At 49.8% G+C, this 17117-nt stretch carries 13 protein-coding genes, 1 tRNA gene and 2 pseudogenes; 10 read left to right on the plus strand and 6 right to left on the minus strand.

Annotation, left to right across the window (positions count from 1 at the left end; genetic code table 11):
- A partial coding sequence (locus tag SB13_RS18110) for a polymorphic toxin type 50 domain-containing protein (protein ID WP_200873531.1) occupies window positions 1–824 on the plus strand: 824 nt, incomplete at its 5' end.
- A gap of 12 nt (window positions 825–836) precedes the next feature.
- Window positions 837–1121 (plus strand): hypothetical protein, encoded by a 285-nt coding sequence (locus SB13_RS03370; protein ID WP_026738992.1) that lies wholly within the window; start codon window positions 837–839, stop codon window positions 1119–1121.
- Between the two features lie 84 nt (window positions 1122–1205).
- Here SB13_RS03370 and SB13_RS18140 read toward each other — a convergent pair whose 3' ends face one another.
- The gene (locus SB13_RS18140; protein WP_072000206.1) at window positions 1206–1355 is read right to left on the minus strand and encodes a SymE family type I addiction module toxin; all 150 of its coding nucleotides are present in this window, start codon (window positions 1353–1355) and stop codon (window positions 1206–1208) included.
- Between SB13_RS18140 and SB13_RS03375 the strand changes: the two are divergent.
- The 4 genes and pseudogenes from SB13_RS03375 to SB13_RS03385 form a co-directional block, all read left to right on the plus strand.
- Window positions 1304–2386 (plus strand): annotated as a pseudogene (locus tag SB13_RS03375) (RHS repeat domain-containing protein); the annotation flags it as partial. The gene SB13_RS18140 and the pseudogene SB13_RS03375 overlap by 52 nt on opposite strands.
- A complete protein-coding gene (locus SB13_RS17175) occupies window positions 2358–2939 on the plus strand; it encodes a hypothetical protein (protein ID WP_072000197.1) in 582 nt (193 codons plus the stop codon). The pseudogene SB13_RS03375 and the gene SB13_RS17175, both read left to right, overlap by 29 nt.
- A gap of 1478 nt (window positions 2940–4417) precedes the next feature.
- Complete coding sequence (locus SB13_RS03380; RefSeq protein WP_026738993.1) at window positions 4418–5338, plus strand: LysR family transcriptional regulator; 921 nt, start codon at window positions 4418–4420, stop codon at window positions 5336–5338.
- A gap of 134 nt (window positions 5339–5472) precedes the next feature.
- Window positions 5473–6633: an NAD-dependent formate dehydrogenase gene (locus SB13_RS03385; RefSeq protein WP_026738994.1), complete on the plus strand. Its 1161-nt coding sequence runs from the start codon at window positions 5473–5475 to the stop codon at window positions 6631–6633.
- Window positions 6634–6857: 224 nt separating this feature from the next.
- On the opposite strand, the gene SB13_RS03390 is transcribed toward SB13_RS03385, so the two are convergent.
- Window positions 6858–8168, minus strand: coding sequence for an MFS transporter (locus SB13_RS03390; protein WP_026738995.1), 1311 nt, complete (start codon window positions 8166–8168; stop codon window positions 6858–6860).
- A gap of 610 nt (window positions 8169–8778) precedes the next feature.
- On the opposite strand from SB13_RS03390, the gene SB13_RS03395 reads away from it, so the two are divergent.
- Window positions 8779–8854: transfer RNA gene (locus SB13_RS03395), tRNA-Gly, on the plus strand.
- Window positions 8855–9007: 153 nt separating this feature from the next.
- On the opposite strand, the gene SB13_RS17710 is transcribed toward SB13_RS03395, so the two are convergent.
- Together SB13_RS17710 and SB13_RS03405 are read right to left on the minus strand one after the other, a co-directional pair.
- Window positions 9008–9565 (minus strand): efflux RND transporter periplasmic adaptor subunit, encoded by a 558-nt coding sequence (locus tag SB13_RS17710; RefSeq protein WP_152545835.1) that lies wholly within the window; start codon window positions 9563–9565, stop codon window positions 9008–9010.
- Window positions 9566–9670: 105 nt separating this feature from the next.
- Window positions 9671–10420 carry a hypothetical protein gene (locus tag SB13_RS03405; RefSeq protein ID WP_026738997.1) on the minus strand — a complete coding sequence of 250 codons (750 nt, stop codon included), beginning with the start codon at window positions 10418–10420 and terminating at the stop codon, window positions 9671–9673.
- Between the two features lie 1145 nt (window positions 10421–11565).
- Between SB13_RS03405 and SB13_RS03410 the strand changes: the two genes are divergently transcribed.
- Window positions 11566–13272: a glycoside hydrolase family 13 protein gene (locus tag SB13_RS03410; RefSeq protein WP_081821824.1), complete on the plus strand. Its 1707-nt coding sequence runs from the start codon at window positions 11566–11568 to the stop codon at window positions 13270–13272.
- Window positions 13273–13569: 297 nt separating this feature from the next.
- A complete protein-coding gene (locus SB13_RS03415) occupies window positions 13570–13974 on the plus strand; it encodes a nuclear transport factor 2 family protein (RefSeq protein ID WP_268748133.1) in 405 nt (134 codons plus the stop codon).
- On the opposite strand, the pseudogene SB13_RS03420 reads toward SB13_RS03415, so the two are convergent.
- A pseudogene (locus tag SB13_RS03420) lies at window positions 13968–14087 on the minus strand (transposase); the annotation flags it as partial. The gene SB13_RS03415 and the pseudogene SB13_RS03420 overlap by 7 nt on opposite strands.
- 646 nt (window positions 14088–14733) lie before the next feature.
- Here SB13_RS03420 and SB13_RS03425 point away from each other — a divergent pair.
- Entirely contained in the window at window positions 14734–15732 is a 999-nt protein-coding gene (locus SB13_RS03425) for a TolB-like translocation protein (RefSeq protein WP_036150858.1), read from the plus strand.
- 191 nt (window positions 15733–15923) lie between these two features.
- Here the strand turns inward: SB13_RS03425 and SB13_RS03430 are convergent, their stop codons facing one another.
- Entirely contained in the window at window positions 15924–16556 is a 633-nt protein-coding gene (locus SB13_RS03430) for a LysE family translocator (protein WP_026738999.1), read from the minus strand.
- Window positions 16557–17117: the final 561 nt, after the last annotated feature.

The raw sequence follows: 17117 nt of genomic DNA on the forward strand, positions 1-17117 counted from the left end.
AGGTACAATACTATGCGGACGGCACCCCGGCGCGGGAAGTGCAGTGGGTGTATGAGCCCGGCAGCTTCCGACCGCTGGCGCAGGTCGAACGCAAGGGAGAAGAGACCCGACTGCACTATGTGGTGACAGATTTAGCGGGCACGGCGCGGGAGCTGTGCAGCGAAACGGGAGAAGTCCACTGGCGGGGTGAGCAGGGGCTGTGGAACGGACACCGTGAAGACCGGTTGCCGGTGGGTCGGAAGCGTTATCTGGGCGACGCGGCGAACGAAGAAGTGTACTGCGAGCTGCGTTACCAGGGCCAAATCTACGACGCGGAAACGGGGCTTTACTACAACCGGCATCGTTACTATGATGCGGACAGCGGGCAGTATATCTCGCCGGACCCGATAGGATTGGCGGGCGGGCTGAGGCCGCAGGGTTATGTGCATAACCCGTTGGAGTGGTGTGATCCGCTGGGGTTGGCTGAGTCGGGTTGTAAACAGCCGAACTCACCTGAAAATAACCAAAAGCCAGAAGTTAAAAAGCCAAATATTTCAACAAAAATTCATGACGGCGCACAAGGCAAACACATACCAGGGCATAATAACTATGTTGATGGTAAGAGTGTTATAGATGCTAAACCTCAAGAATTATTGGATAATTACCATGCAGGGAATGTTAATACCTCTAGGGTAATTAACGACAATAAAGTTAAAGTGGATTTTGGTGATGTGATCGGTACCCATAAAGATATGAATGGTACAAGTACTTCCACATCATGGGGGATAATCCATAGCGGGAAAAATGGTGCTCACATCGTTCCTGCTTTGCCTGATGCAATTTAGGTAGGTTATGAAATGAATGATCTGAAATTAATAATATTTAATTCGCTGTTAGGTAATGTTAATAAAAATGTTAGAGCGTTAGCGTATGATTTTTTTGATAAAAAAATCGTAATATATGGATATTTGGATACTGAGCCTGATGATGATGATTATGAAATTATCGATGTTGCTGTAAGTGAGATAATGGCTTCATGTCCTGATTTGGAGAGTCAGGAAATTAATTTAGTTAAGTCATGTGAGCCTGTAGGTAAGTTGAATTGTTATAAAGGCTGGGTGTTTGTTAGAAATGAAATATAATTAAAGTTTATTTTTAATTTATAAAAAGCTGGAAGCGATCATCCGATCCTTCCGGCTTTATTGTTTTTAGCTGTTGGTCAACCGCTACAAATTAATCTGCGTCTCGATAATAATCCTGCCGCGCTCCACCGTGACGGTGACCGGCATCCCGGTGATAAAGCCACACTCTTCCAGCCAGAGGCCTTTCAGTGTCTCAGGCGGTATCCGAGGGCCAGCGTCGCTACGACGGCGCAGGACGTATCGTCGAGCGTGGCGATGTGCGCTATGAGTACGATGTCTGCGGCCGGTTAAGTCGCAAGCGAGAAGTCCGGGCGGGATTCCGACCGAAAGAAACGCGCTACGAGTGGGATACGCAGGACCGGTTGCGGCGGGTGAGCCTGCCGGATGGCGCGCGCTGGCGATATGGCTACGATGCGTTCGGACGCCGGGTCAGCAAGGTGCGCGAAGGTCAGGTAGCCTCGTTGCAGTCGGTGTCGAAGGTCCAGTACCAGTGGGACGGCGACCAGCTGGTGGGGCAGGTACAATACTATGCGGACGGCACCCCGGCGCGGGAAGTGCAGTGGGTGTATGAGCCCGGCAGCTTCCGACCGCTGGCGCAGGTCGAACGCAAGGGAGAAGAGACCCGACTGCACTACGTGGTGACAGATTTAGCGGGCACGGCGAGGGAGCTGTGCAGCGAAACGGGAGAAGTTCACTGGCGGGGTGAGCAGGGGCTGTGGAACGGACACCGTGAAGACTGGTTGCCGGTGGGTCGGAAGCGTTATCTGGGCGACGCGGCGAACGAAGAAGTGTACTGCGAGCTGCGTTATCAGGGACAAATCTACGACGCGGAAACGGGGCTTTACTACAACCGGCATCGTTACTATGATGCGGACAGCGGGCAGTATATCTCGCCGGACCCGATAGGATTGGCGGGCGGGCTGAGGCCGCAGGGGTATGTGCATAACCCGCTGGAGTGGGTGGATCCGCTGGGGTTGAGTGGGTGTTCCGGCTCGAATCATTTAGATAATCCAAAGAAAAAGGTCAATTCTGCTGAGGTAGGCGATATTGTTCGAACTCCATCATCGCATCCTGATGATTTCACAAGAATAAGAGGTGGTGATTATAAAAATCAAAACACAGGAGAGATATGGAGTAAAAGTAATACTACTCATAGCGATAAGCTTGGCGAGTGGAAGGTTGGGATAGGAAAAAACTCACCTACCCCGAGTAAAAAAATTACCGTGGGGATGAGCGATGGAAAAATCATTAAAATTGACAAGTAGTGATTTTAATTTAGCTAACATTAACTTTAGCTCATTTAGCTCCTCAAATAAATGGGTTGGTTGTTTTGAAAAAAATATATCATTTTCTCTATCATTAATTGATGAATCTATAAAGATAGTGAGTGATTTTTTTTACCCACACTGGGGAGGTTTTTTTGCTCTATCGGCCTTATCTTTTGATGATGAAAGAGAAACTGATAAAAATATAATAAAAGAATATGGAGAGATATATAGTAATGCTAAGGCTAGTAACTACTTGAAACCACTGAATGATGATTTTGAAAGTTATTTATATGGTGATATTCTACTTCCGGCATCTTCATTAAGTCTGCATTTTGATAATAATAAATTTATGGATGTTTGTAAATTGATTATGGGGCACGGAGGTGTGTTAGGTCAGGTTTTTTTTATGATTAATTTGAAATTAAATTTGGCGATATATCCTCATGCTGATCTAGGGTTTGGTATTATCTCTTTTGATGAAAATGATGCTTTTTGTAAGTCTTTTTTAAGTTCCCTTGGTGGAAATAAAAAATTTAATGTAATTACATGAGTTTTTATCAAATCCATAATAAGTAATACTTTTATCTCCGGAAGAGATCTAACGATCCTTCCGGATTTTTATTTTTATTCGTTGGTCAGTCGCTACAAATTAATCTGCGTCTCAATAATAATCCTGCCGCACTCAACTGTGAAGGTGAGGGGCATCCCGGTGATAAATTCCGACTCTTATAATCAGCGGCCTGTCATATTAATAAAAAGTTCATGGCATGACAAAAAATACCTTCCAGAGTGCTGGAAAGAATCAAGTGATCTATTATTTTAATTATGGTGAGACTCGAACTTTGCTAAAAATATTCACAGTATTAATAATGCTTTTGGCATTTAGATGTTATGCAGTCACTGGGTCGAATTTCGTGCAAGGGCCTTTTGAAATATCTCAGGATAGTCATATCGTTATAAAAGAAGAAAACGATGTTCACCAGCCTCTTGGTCTTTATTTCGAAAATAAATGAGCTGTCTCAAAAATAGACAGTTATGACGTTAACGGTGATTAACTCAATATTGAGACGGTTTTCTTTATCACGTTGGGCGGGGTAAGAAATATCGTTGTCTAAGTTTCATGGCATGTCACGCATCGAGCTGAAAGAATATCTGGAGTGTCATATCAAGTCTAAGGGNATGCCATTCAGGATGGTGGAATGACGAGAAATAAAAAGATTACCGATGATCCTAAACTGTGGGGTGATGAGGGAGCGTTCTCTGGTGAGCAACCTTATTGTAAATATAAAAATGCTGCCGCAATAAAAAGGTATTTACTGAGAAGGTATCAGTGAGCCACACATCTAATGCGGTCATGCATCTAACCTGTACCTTCTGATCTGTATTTTCCATTGGCCGGATAAGATTACCTCGCATCGCCTTGATGATTTGCATGCTTTTTGTACCGGTCCAACAATTTTTTATCTCTATTTACCCTATTATCAAAACAACTGATTTTCCCTATTTGGTAGCCCAATTCCATCCAAACGATAAGTTATTCCTATCATCTCCTCCTCTTCTTCCTTTTCCTCCTTCTCTTCTCAACCCTTGTCCTGACCTCTCTGCATGCCTTATCCCTTTGCGAGGGTCGGTGAGCGCCTGCGAACAAGCAAAATCATACTCCGTACCCTAAACGCGTTTTGCTCAATCTATACTCTGATTTGCCATCTCATTGTCGGTATATTGTACAATTTGGCTGGTCTGTCCTGCTATTTCATCAACCTGAACTATGTTTGTCGCGAGAAAGGAAGAAAACAGCGGCGTAGATGACGAGAGTTTCACGGTGGATGAACCAAGGCGGCAAGCGCGTTGCCGATAGCGCGCAGCGCGGAGTCTTTTGTTTGCTTGTAAATACAGGATGGATTGTCGCATTGACGTGATGGCGATGATACAGGATGAAATCGCTAGAGGAGCATGTCGGCGCACGGAGTTTTCATTCATCTCTAACGTTTTTTCTATGGAAAGACACTTGTCTAAAAGGAGTTAACCTTGTTTCTACGACAACTTCATTACCTGGTTGCACTGGCTGAACATCGGCACTTTGCACAGGCCGCGGAGAGCTGCTGGGTCTCGCAACCCTCTCTGTCCGTTGCCCTTCAGCAAATGGAACGCGAGTTGGGCATTACCATTATTCGGCGCGAACGGCGTTTTCAGGGGTTCACGCCGGAAGGGGAGCGCGTGCTCGACTGGGCGAGGAAAACGCTGTCCTCCCTTGACGGTCTGAAGCAGGAAGCCGCTCTGGCACAAGCCGTGGCCGGGGGGAATTTGGTCATCGGCGCCGTACCCTCGGCGATGCGCGCGGTTTCTACGCTGATTAAAGAGTATCGCCGCGTCATTCCCCGGCTGAATTTAAAAGTTTTTTCTCTGAGCACGCGCGACATCCTGAATCGACTGAAAAATCAGGATCTGCATTTGGGCATCGCCTATTCTGATGCCAGCGCTGGTGAGATATACGAATCCCTGTCGCTCTACGCGGAGCGGTTCGTTCTGCTCTCCAATAACGAGGTCGTTCCCCCGGTTGGGGATGCCTTTAGTTGGGTCGATGTGGGGGAATTACCGCTGTGTTTGTTTAATCATGAGATGCAAAATCGACGGGTCATCGAAGACGCCTTTCGTGAGGCTGGGGTAAGGCCTCAGGTCATTATCGAAACCAACGCGCTCAGCGTATTACACGAAATGGTGAGCAGCGGCCAAGCCTGCAGTATCGCGCCTATCAGTGCGATCCCCGATCATTTGATCGCCAACGGTATTGTCGCCCATCACATCGAATCGCCACCTTTACCGGAAATGAGCCTGCTAAGGATCCGTAAGGACAACCAGCCTGCACTGTTAGACGCGGTGTGGGGGGTGACGACTCAGTTGGACCTACAGAGCAAAATCGACCAATCCATATACCGGGCAACTCAATAGGGCCGAGCTATTTACAGATATTTTCAAACGATTGGACGCATGATTATTAAGCGCCCAGACTGGCTCTAGTGACAGGAAATATGGCTGTAAATCAAAGCCATATAATTAACTTGCTTAGGTATATGGAGATGACTATGTCCAAGATTTTGTGCGTATTATATCCCGATCCTGTAACCGGTTTTCCCCCTGCTTATGCTCGTGACGATATCCCGAAAATTTGTTCATACCCTAATGGTCAGATGGCGCCCACGCCATCTGGAGAGCTAGGTTTCACTCCCGGCGAACTGGTCGGCAGCGTTTCCGGCGAGCTGGGGCTTCGTCGGTATCTGGAAAGTCAGGGGCATGAGCTGATTGTGACCAGCGATAAGGAAGGCGCTGACTCCGTTTTTGATCGTCATTTGCCGGATGCCGATGTGGTTATCTCTCAGCCGTTTTGGCCGGCATATCTGACCGCTGAACGTATCGCTAAAGCGAAGAAACTAAAGCTGGCGTTGACGGCGGGCATCGGTTCCGACCATGTTGATCTTAAGGCCGCCGCCGAACGTAGTATTACCGTCGCCGAGGTGACTTTCTCCAACTCCATCAGCGTGGCGGAGCACGTGGTGATGACCGTACTGGCCCTGGTCCGCAACTACCTGCCGTCGCACCAAATCGCCAACAACGGCGGTTGGAATATCGCGGACTGCGTATCGCGCAGCTATGACGTCGAGGGGATGCACTTCGGGACGCTAGGCGCGGGGCGTATTGGTTTGGCGGCGCTGCGACGTCTGAAACCGTTTGATATGCAGTTGCACTATTACGACCCTCATCGTTTGGCGAAAGAGGTTGAGCAGGAGCTGGGCTTAACCTACCACGAAACCCCGGAATCGCTGGTTAAGGTCTGTGATGTGGTTAACCTGCAGACGCCGCTATATCCCTCGACTCAGGGATTCGTCAACGAAGCCTTCCTGTCGCTGTTCAAGCGCGGCGCCTATTTAATCAACACGGCTCGTGGCGCGCTCTGCGACCGCGATGCGATTGCGCGCGCGTTGGAGTCAGGCCAGTTGGCCGGCTATGGCGGCGACGTCTGGTATCCGCAACCGGCGCCGGTCGACCACCCGTGGCGACGCATGCCGAATCAAGGCATGACGCCGCATATCTCGGGTACCTCACTGTCTGCGCAGGCGCGTTATGCGGCAGGGACGCTGGAAATTCTGCAAAATTTCCTTGAAGGGAAGCCGATCCGCCAGGAGTATCTGATTGTCGACGGCGGCAACCTGGCTGGCACTGGCGCCAATTCCTATAAGTTAGCCTGACGTTCAGGGCGAGCTCTGCGGCGGTCTGTGGCCGTCGCAGGCTGTTCTTCGTGGTTATCCGTTCACCGGGCACCGTAAGCCCTGATGTGTAGATCAGTGACGATATCGTTTGTTCATCTCTAGCGTCCCGCGCGCCGGTACGGAGAAGACGATAACGATAGTCTGATACGCCCTGAGATTTCTTTAGAGAATAGGCCGCCTGATGCGGCCTTTTTGTCAGAACTTTATCGGTTAACGATTTTGGCAGGCAGGGCGATCACCAGCAGAGAGCTTGCCAGCAGGCAGGCGGCGAAAAACCACAGGGCGCCTGCGCTGCTTCCGGTGAGATCCAGCGCAAATCCCATCAGTGAGTTACTCACTAAACCCGCTATGTTCGCCAGCGAACAGGCGAGGGCAAAACCCGTTGCCGCTGCGGTTCCAGTGAGGAAGGTGGCAGGCAGGCTGAAAAAGACCGGCACCGCGCCGATGATGGTGGCCTGAGCGATGGCAAAGAGCAGCACTGTGGCGATGACGCTGTCGCTGAAGAACGTACTGCTCGCCATGGCGGCGGCGCCGATGATAAAAGGGATGATGATATGCCAGCGGCGTTCACGGTGGCGATCCGAACTGGCGCCGATCACGAGCATCCCCAATAGGGCCGCCACGCTGGGAAGCGCGGTCAACAGCCCGATATGGAAAGGATCAGCCACGCCCGCTTGTCGAATGAGCGTCGGCATCCAGAATCCCAGCGCGTAGGCGCTCAGCAAAATTGAAAAATCGATACCGCCCAGCATCCATACTTTCAGATTGAAAAAACCTTCCCGGAAGCGGTGAGGGGAATGGCGACGCTCAGTCTCGTCTTGTTCGAGCGCCAGCGCGACCTGCGCCTTCTCCTGTTGATTGAGCCAGTTGGCCTGTCGAAAGTTGTTAGGCAAAACCCACAGCGTCAGGACACCCAGCAAAACACTGGGCAGGCCTTCCAGCAAGAAAAGCCATTGCCAGCCACGTAGACCATGGAGCTGATCGAAATGAATCATGATCCAGCCGGAAAGCGGTCCGCCGACAATGCTCGACAGAGGTAGCCCGATCATAAACAGGGCGATCACGCGTCCACGTCGGTGGGAGGGAAACCATTGAGTGAGATAGTAAAGTACGCCGGGCAGGAAGCCGGCTTCGGCGGCGCCGAGCAGAAAACGCAGAAGGTAAAACTGCGCTGGCGTCGTCACTAGCAGTGTGCAGGTCGACAATACGCCCCATGAGATCATGATGCGGGCAATCCAGACTTTGGCGCCGATCTTTTCCAGCATCAGGTTGCTGGGAACCTCAAACAGGATGTAGCCGACAAAAAACAGTCCGGCGCCCAATCCGAAGGCGGTTTCGCTAAAGTGTAAATCCTGCACCATCTGCAGCTTGGCAAAACCGACGTTGATCCGGTCCAGATAGGCGGCCAGATAACAGAAACAAAGAAAGGGGATAAGCTTCCAGACAATTTTTCGATAGAGCGTATGTTCATCTTCTTTTACCGGCGTGGTTCCGGCGGCAGATGCGTTAGTCATGTCAGAGATTCCTCATCGATCCAATGATGGCTGCGGCCATCGGCTTTGTTCCGCGGTGCGTCGCGTTTGCGGGAAGGAAAGCGATGGTCGGAAGCGTACTCAGAGCCCAAGCGTGATGCACCACGGTCGCTGGACGTTTATTCGCGCAGTGGGAAAATCAGTCTACTGAGATGTAAAAAGTCTGGCTAGCGTCATTTGAGGCTAAATGTTGCGATTAGGTGACGAGCAATCGATTCTCTTGGTCTATTTTCTTGAAATGTGCAAAGCCTGTTAGGGGCGGTTTATGCGCGATCCACTAAGTGAACGCTTAGGCGCCAAAGGGGAGGGCAAGATAAGCGGATGCGGCCTCGATACGCCCTCGTGCGGCCTGGATGCACCGCCACGTCGCCGCTCAGAATGACGGCGAAAAGGGGCAATTTGATGCTCTAATGAGCAGATAAACCGTTTCCTGTCCGTTCTGCTAAAAAAGGGCTTGCCATCATCCGCAAAGAGCGACATAATGCGCCCACTTCTTCGGGAGGCATAGATAAAACGCTGATTAATCAACAGATTGAAAGTTTTATTTATTGAACGGCTTCACGGTTTATCGCCAGTGAAAGTCGGTTGTAACGCGGGAATAGCTCAGTTGGTAGAGCACGACCTTGCCAAGGTCGGGGTCGCGAGTTCGAGTCTCGTTTCCCGCTCCAAATTCAGTGTTACAGACGGCATATACGCTCTGTAATGCAGTGAAAAAAGGACCTTCGGGTCCTTTTTTTCGTTTCTGGCTTTTCTCTCTCCATAACCTCAATAGAACACGTGGCCAGATTCGCGACGTTCCTGTTAGTACCCCTTTCATCGTATTACAGCGTCGGCGTCAGTACATAACCTGCGCTTAAACCTTGTACCTCAAGACCTTGAGCGATGGCTCGGCCCGGTGTGACGATGACTTTCTCCGTTTCCGCGTGAGGCGCTGCGCGGTACAGCACATAGGTTTCCCCGCTATCATCGATGCGCAACGCCTGCGGCGGCACCGCCATGCCGTGTTCGTTATGGTACAGAACGACGGCTAGCTTGGCGCTCATGCCAAGTCGGATACGCTCTCCGGTGACGTTCTGTGGCGTATCGACTTCCATCCGCGTGACAATGCCACGCTCGAACAATCTCCGCGTATCGCGCAAATTTGCCTGCGTGACGCCCAGCGTCGAACGAGCGGTTTGTACGGTGCGTCGGGATCGCGTGACTTCGGGACTACTGATCCAGTTGCGCAGTTGATAAACGCCCTGCTGAGCTTTACGGCCTGGCGAGGACTCAGATCTCCGATGGGGATGTCGACCTGTATTCCTACGTAGTTTCCCCAGGCGCGTGCAGTGCCGCTGTGGGGATCGCGATTGCGTACCTGACTCGCGCCGATACATCATGCAACACGTGCTGAGTGGAAGCGCCTGTCGTTTGTATCTTCCTTTTTGCCTGCTTTTTGTCCATCTAGGCCCTATGGCGGCGACCATCAACGATTCCGTGAAGCTTTACTTCTGACGGCTGCGATCTACCGATAAAGTCATCCGATCCACCAGTGATTGCAGTTCATCTTTAAATTGGGTTGAATCGGTACCGTTTTCCAGCTTTGTCAACGTTTGTTGTACTTCATACCCCTTAGGCAATTGCGCTTTTTCAATCGCCGGTAGCGAATTGCTGTGATCTGACACTTCCTGATAGCTTTCCGCGCTTATCTTGCCAGTGCGGTGGTATTCGGCTGTTATTCTAGCCACCACTTTTACACGCCATTGATACTCTTGGTCATCAGCCTCGCTCAGCGCAGCCCGACGCTCGTTGACCGTAAAGGAACCACTGTCATCATACGCAATCAGCGCCAACTGATCGCGAGACATCCCCTTAAACGGGTTGGTTGCTTCGCCATTAGAAAAATCGGTAGCCTGTTGGGCCTGTGCCAGTCGTTGTGGATCGTCAGAAGGAGGCACCTCGGCGTCGTGAGCCGCTTTATTGCGCGTGTAGCTTTCGCCGAAGAGCTCTTGACTCGTCGATTGTGCGAAAGCCGCGAGTTCGTTACGGTTTGTGGTGGCATCTCGCTCAGCGGCGCGTGTGGCAGCCTCGCTCAGTTGAATCGAAAGTGAGGAAACCTGTGTTGTTGTGCTGGTGTGGGTATCCAAGGCGCTGTAGGCCTGTGATTGGGTTGACTCACTGCTGTAGTAAATGGTGCTTTGATCGTCGACTTGAGTTTGTCGGGCGGTGGAACCCAGTTGATTAATACTGTTCATCGGGAATCCTTGATTGTCTTGATTAGCATTATCGCCGATGGAAAGAAGGCGGCCAGTGGTACTTGCAGCAGCCCCTTCACTAGGGTTACTACATAGAAAATTCAACAGTCCACGAAAAATCGATTGGGTCCAGGGATTTGATGGTGGCAGTGCAAATTGCGCCATTACTGGCCGTCGCGGTTTTGGTCCATTTTGGGGCCTTTGCTATGCCATCGCTAAAGCGCCCTCCGCCTTTTGTGTTTTGTGATTCTTGGCTGGTATTTCATTGGCTCAGAATGACAGCACTTCGCTGTGCGAGTTTTGTGTGACAAACGTTTTTGTGAAACGAACTTATGAAAAATTAAAATAAATTACAGTGAATGAATATCACTGATTTATAGTTAAACTTTTCTTAAGTGTACCTAACGGCAAAAAAAAGAAAAACTTTAGAGTTATGAATTTTTCCAGTTTTCAGTCGAGTTCTAATGAATATCTAGATGCGTTTTTTGAGTGATTTATACATGTTAAACACGGGCATACCATCCTCTGATGGGGCATGAATATGAAATTTGATTGATTTATAAACGCTTAAATAGACGTTTAAGACGACCTATTATAGGTTTTATGCGTGTTAATTTTTCGCTTTATCTGTCTAGTTAAACGTCAAGGGAGGGCCAATATGTGTTTTTATAATATTATTTCCTGTGATATGTATCAAGTAAATGAATTCAGAGTGCCACGCATTTCGCTAAATTAATCAAAGGGAAAGTGTTCTCAGCTACGTAACAAGCGAATTAAAATTTGCTAACGGTTGTAAATTAAAAAATAATTATCTCCTATTCAATAACGACGACGCTGTGATTATTTCTATATAAATTTATTTTAGTTGCCAATATATCTTTCTTCTACTGGACTTAAAAAGGCCTCGTTATTTTATGCATTATTAGGATTTGCTAAATATGACACGTATCTATTTTTCTATCGCAATGCTGTTGTAAGCCTTGTTTTTGCTTGTGAAGCCGCTCACATAATAAAATATTATCAGTCGTGACAGTTGCCGGAAGCTGCCATCTTTTAATCAGCGATATTTCTTATACATTCAAAAACTATCACTGATAGGGAAGGGAACGATGTCGAATTTACCTATGTGTATGCTGGCCGCAGCGATGTCATCCGTGGTGCTGCCTCAGACCGCCGATGCGGTTGAAGAAAAGAAAAATCGTGAATGGTGGAAAGAGGTTGTCGTTTACCAAATATATCCTCGTTCATTTAAGGATAGTAATGGAGACGGCATTGGTGACCTTAATGGTATTACCGAGAAACTGGATTATCTGAAAAAACTCGGCGTTGATGTGATTTGGCTCAGTCCGCATTTTGACTCCCCAAATGCGGACAATGGTTATGATATTCGTGATTACAAGAAGGTCATGAAAGAGTTCGGCACGATGAACGATTTCGACCACATGCTTAGCGAAATCAAACGCCGTGATATGCGTTTGATTATTGATTTAGTGGTTAACCACACCAGTGATGAGCATCAGTGGTTCAAAGAGAGCAGAAAGTCGAAGGATAATCCGTACCGTGATTACTATATTTGGCGAGACGGGCGCAATGGTGAGGTACCGAATAATTATCCCGCTTTCTTCGGTGGTTCGGCCTGGAAAAAAGACGATCAGACCGGCCAATATTATCTGCACTATTTCGCCGAGAAGCAGCCTGACTTGAATTGGGAAAATAAAAAGGTTCATCAGGAGGTCTATGACATTATGCGCTTTTGGCTGGATAAAGGCGTCTCCGGTTTCCGCATGGACGTGATCCCTTTTATTTCCAAGCAGCCCGGTCTGCCTGATTTAAGCCCGCAGCAGTTGGCCCAACCGCAAAATGTGTTTGCCACAGGCCCACACATCCATCAATACCTGCATGAAATGAACCGGGAAGTGCTGGCGCCCTATAACGCGATGAGCGTGGGCGAAGCCTACGGTGTGACGTTCGAGGATACGCCCAAGTTCGTTGACACGGATCGCCAAGAATTAAACATGCTGTTCCACTTTGACGTGGTACGCCTTGACCGCGACGGCTGGCGTAAGACGGAGTGGACCTTACCTCAACTCAAGACCGCCTTCGCGAAAATCGACCGTGCGGGGGCGGCTGGCTGGAACACCAGTTTCCTGAGTAATCATGACCTTCCGCGGGCGGTATCGCATTTCGGCGATGACAGCGAGGCGTGGCGGGAGGTGTCCGCCAAAGCGTTGGCCACACTCATGATGACCCAACGGGCTACGCCCTTCGTGTATCAGGGTGAAGAGCTGGGCATGACCAATTACCCTTTCACCAGCGAGAAGGAATTCGAAGACGTTGAAATTCGGGGATTATGGAAGGAGTTGGTGGAAGGGGGAAAAGTCTCGTCCAAAGCGTTTCTGGATAATGTGCGCCAAACCTCCCGCGATAATGGCAGAACGCCGATGCAGTGGAGCACCGCGGCTCAGGGGGGATTTACAACTGGCACGCCGTGGCTGGCGGTGAACCCCAACTATTTGAAAATCAATGCGGCGGCTCAGGTCGACGATGACCATTCGGTCTACGGTTATCATCGTCAGCTGATTGCGCTGCGGCGTCAGACTCCGGCGCTGATCCACGGGGAGTATCGCGATCTGGCGCCGGAACATCCTAAGCTTTTCGTTTATACCCGCACGTTAAAAGATCAGCAGTATCTGGTCGCCATTAACTTCTCGCGCGAGACGCAGAACTGGTCGTTGCCGGCAGATAAGAAGATTGTTCAATCCGTTATCAGCAACCGGCCGGAAAACGCCGCCGCGCCTGGCGCCGATCGTCTGACTTTACAGGCCTGGCAGGCCGTTATTTTCAAACTGTAATCCGCACACCGAACCGTCACCCCCAAGCTTTGCGGCGTGACGGTTCCCATCGTATTTCTTCTTTCGACCGTTAGCACTCTGGTTGCTAACGATGACGTTCTTCCTGATCCTCCGTCGTTTTCATCACGTTGAACTAGTGCGATGAGCTTATTTAAAGTGAGAAGGACAGGCTGGTTTACTCGGCCTTTATGAAATAAGGTTTGAAGGATTTTTAGCCACAGACGCGAGTGTGTTACCGATGTCGGCACTCGTCGTGGCGTCATTCACTATGGAGAGGGTGGGATGCAAGAAGCAAAAATGGAGCGAGTTCGACTGTTGGAAGCGCGTTTGCGACAGGCGATGTTGGACTCGGACGTCACGGCGTTGGAAACGCTGTTGGACCGGGAGCTAATATTCGTCAGCCATCTGGGACAGACGCTGGGACGAAATGACGATCTTGACGCGCATCGTTCGGGGCTTATCAAGATCCATGATTTGCAGACAGCGGACGAGCGAATACTGCTCAAAGACAACGTCGCTATTGTTGCCGTAAAAACGCAGATTTCCGGCTGCTTTGGTGGGCAACCTTCTGATGGTGTATTCCTCTTCACGCGGACATGGTTACTCTCACCGGACTCGACGAACGGGTGTGTTATTGCAGCTACCTCCGTGCGTTTGATATCAGAGGACTCCATGCCGCCTTATTTAGATTTTCAGTTGTAATAGCTGGCTTCCGACACACCGTTTTCGCTGCACACATCCTTCACCTGCCGACCCTTTTCAACTTTTTTCAGAACCCGCAGGATCTGAGTTTCAGCGAAACGCGCTTTCTTCATGAGGATCCTCCGCTGATTGTATTTTAACCAGAGAACGCTATTAAGCAGTAAGACCAAATTCAGGGGGGATACAATGGTGTCTATTCTCTTCTGGCCTCTGACTTTACTCACATCGACATCCTCCCGTTGATTGATATTAGTGGCTGTTATATCGAGTCTTTATCGTCGCNCTCACGTGGGTTGTTCTATTTGTTTAAGACAAAACCGACCGCGTAGGCGGCTTTACGCTTCGAACTTGAGAGGAGATCTCAGGCCGGACTCAGCGCGTTGATGTAACGCTCGGCCCGGTTCAGCAACGAAATTCATTCCGTCAACGGCTGTTGCACTGTTCCTGTCAGCGCTGAGTCACGATACGTAAGCAAGCGCACACCGCGCCGCGGGTGAGGGGCTTATCGGATGCTGTTTCTCTTGCTGAAACGTTGATGATTCCGTCTATTCGGTTTACCCACAGAACGATGATACTTAAAATATTTTTGACTATGTCACGGCGCTAACCTCGGAGAATTAGTGAGGTTACGTGAGTATTCATAGGTATAACTGGCCGCTAACATGTCGAAGATTCAGTCGTTTTGATGTGAATAACGTTGGCTGACTTCCGAGATAAAATGGCCAGTAAATATTGATATAAAGTAAGGATGCTTTAACTATGCAACCTAAAATGTGGGCAACCGCACTGGTGTGCGGCGCGCTTTCGGCGGGCGTTACCGCCGGCTCTCAAGCACAATGCATTTCCGACCACACCACGGAAAGTGATTCAACGTTTCCCTCCACGCTAAAAGGCAAGCTCGCCTACCACACCTACGGCAGTTATGCCGATGGCACCAGCCAAATCTTCATCTATGACTTCTCTGCCAACAAAGTGACGCAGGCGTCTTCATCGTCGTGGGGAATTCAGGACCCGATGAACGCGGTATTCAGCCCGGATGGTAAATGGCTGGCCTTTATGGGTATCAAGGACGATGCCTGGAATGTTTTCATGTGGCAGGTCGACTCGGCCGAACTCCCGGTCAACCTGACCAAGAGCACGGGAGAGACCAGAAATGAAGATCCCAAGTTCAGCGCTGATGGCGCTGCGCTGTTTTTCAAGCAGGATGGCGATGTGATGAAGGCGACGTTGAGCTTTGAAAACGGGGTGCCGGTGTTCAGCTCGCAGACCAATCTGACTAACGCCTCTTCAACGATAGAAAGCTCAATGCCCTATCCGTCCGCCGATGGCACGCAAGTCTATTACGCGGCAGGGAAGGCATCGGGCGTGACGGGCATTTATCGTCTGACGCTCGCGACCGGTAAAAAAGTGCCTTTCGACAAGCCGAACGGACTGGAAGCCTATTATCCAACGGTTAGGCAGGATGGGCGGGTCTTTTACTCGCGCTGGAAGGACTCGGGCGGAGCCGATCAGCTTTATACCAAGGTGAATCCGAGCGATAAGGCCGAGCAACTGTCGATTAACGACTGCGACAGCAATAATTCCGACGCCTTCCCGGTCAATGGCACTGACTACGTGTTCTTTTCGTCAACCAGTGAAGGTAAATACCAACTGTACCTAGGCGAAGTCAGCACGGGTAAACGCTGGAGTCTCTCCTCGTTTCACGTTAATGACGACACGGATAAAGAGACGCTGGGAGCAAACTACTTCGGCGGTTGACTCACATAACGCAATGACGACGGACGCCGTGACGGCGTTCGTCATGGACTGGAGGGAATAAGGTGTTTTGCCTGTTTTTGCCTATTTCGACCCGGTAATAAGTAAGCACTTGCTAACATTAAGAGCTTTATCACGACAAGGGTGATAGCTTTGACATCGATATTGGCTCTGCCACCGTACTTCTCCCGCACCTAGCGCCGTCCTTCCATCACCATTCTTACCGCCAGCCCGGCCAAAACAGTGCCCATCAGCCAGCGCTGGATCACGCTCCATAAGGGGCGCCCCGTCAGGAACACCGCGATAGAACCGGCCATGATGGCAATCAGCGCGTTAACGCTGACGCTAACGGCGATTTGCACCGAGCCGAGTACCAGAGATTGCGTCATTACATTGCCATATTCCGGGGTGATGAATTGGGGGAGCAGCGAGAGGTACATCACCGCGATTTTGGGGTTGAGCAAGTTGGTGACGAAGCCCATGAAGAACAGTCTGGATGGCGTATCAGGGCGAAGCTCTCGTACTTCAAACGGGGAACTCCCACCGGGTCTGACCGCCTGCCAGGCCAGATACAGCAGATAAAGCGCCCCGCAGAAACGCAAGGCGTCGTAGGCGTAGGGGATCGCCATGATCAGCGCGGTAATTCCCGCCGCCGCGCACATCATGTAAAACACAAATCCGACGGCAACGCCGCCCAGCGAAATCAATCCCGCCTTGGGTCCCTGACATAGCGAGCGGGAAATGAGATAAATCATGTTTGGGCCGGGCGTAAGCACTAACCCCAGCGAGATCAGCGCAAAAGTCATTAGATTCGAGAATTCAGGCATGTATCCCTCTATGAAGGCGATGGCACGACAGATTGCGGGAGCGAACCTGCTTTTTGGGTATCCCATTCTGCCCGTCAAACGCAAAAAAATTTCCATCTTTTTTATTTATTGTCTGATTATTGAACTAACCTAATTGAGTCGTTTTTGATGGGCATGGCTAAGCCGCCTGCCGACAGGGCGCTGCGATAGACGGAATATCGCAGTCCTATGCGCGTCGAGGAGTGAAGAGTCAAAACGCTTGCCAATTCGGATTCACTGAGCCATAATGCCGTCCCTTAAGTAGACTGTATTTTAAAAACCTTAAAAATCAGTGACTTATAAAAGTCAGGGCGTGAATTAATTCCTTATTGCTAACAGCGCTATCGGTTTTATCCTCCAAGAGCATTCCTGCTTTCCGCAAAAGTAAATCTCATAAGTTTTTAAACAGACTTATCCACAGATTTCTTGACGACGGTGTTTGATGACACACCGAGGGGCCGGGGATCGCTGTTTTTTATCCCTATGAATTCAAAAGATAAATTTTAGATAAAAAACGCCACTCTGATCACTTGTACTTTTTGT

The sequence above is a fragment of the Lonsdalea quercina subsp. quercina genome (assembly GCF_000688695.1).
Classification (GTDB): Bacteria; Pseudomonadota; Gammaproteobacteria; order Enterobacterales; family Enterobacteriaceae; genus Lonsdalea; species Lonsdalea quercina_D.

Excerpts from the sequence above, each read along its gene's own strand:
- SB13_RS03370 (WP_026738992.1), top strand. The coding sequence starts at position 837 with ATGAATGATCTGAAATTAATAATATTTAATTCGCTGTTAGGTAATGTT.
- SB13_RS17175 (WP_072000197.1), top strand. The coding sequence starts at position 2,358 with ATGGAAAAATCATTAAAATTGACAAGTAGTGATTTTAATTTAGCTAAC.
- SB13_RS03385 (WP_026738994.1), top strand. The coding sequence starts at position 5,473 with ATGTCCAAGATTTTGTGCGTATTATATCCCGATCCTGTAACCGGTTTT.
- SB13_RS03390 (WP_026738995.1), bottom strand. The coding sequence starts at position 8,168 with ATGACTAACGCATCTGCCGCCGGAACCACGCCGGTAAAAGAAGATGAA.
- SB13_RS17710 (WP_152545835.1), bottom strand. The coding sequence starts at position 9,565 with ATGATGTATCGGCGCGAGTCAGGTACGCAATCGCGATCCCCACAGCGG.
- SB13_RS03405 (WP_026738997.1), bottom strand. The coding sequence starts at position 10,420 with ATGAACAGTATTAATCAACTGGGTTCCACCGCCCGACAAACTCAAGTC.
- SB13_RS03410 (WP_081821824.1), top strand. The coding sequence starts at position 11,566 with ATGTCATCCGTGGTGCTGCCTCAGACCGCCGATGCGGTTGAAGAAAAG.
- SB13_RS03415 (WP_268748133.1), top strand. The coding sequence starts at position 13,570 with ATGGAGCGAGTTCGACTGTTGGAAGCGCGTTTGCGACAGGCGATGTTG.
- SB13_RS03425 (WP_036150858.1), top strand. The coding sequence starts at position 14,734 with ATGCAACCTAAAATGTGGGCAACCGCACTGGTGTGCGGCGCGCTTTCG.
- SB13_RS03430 (WP_026738999.1), bottom strand. The coding sequence starts at position 16,556 with ATGCCTGAATTCTCGAATCTAATGACTTTTGCGCTGATCTCGCTGGGG.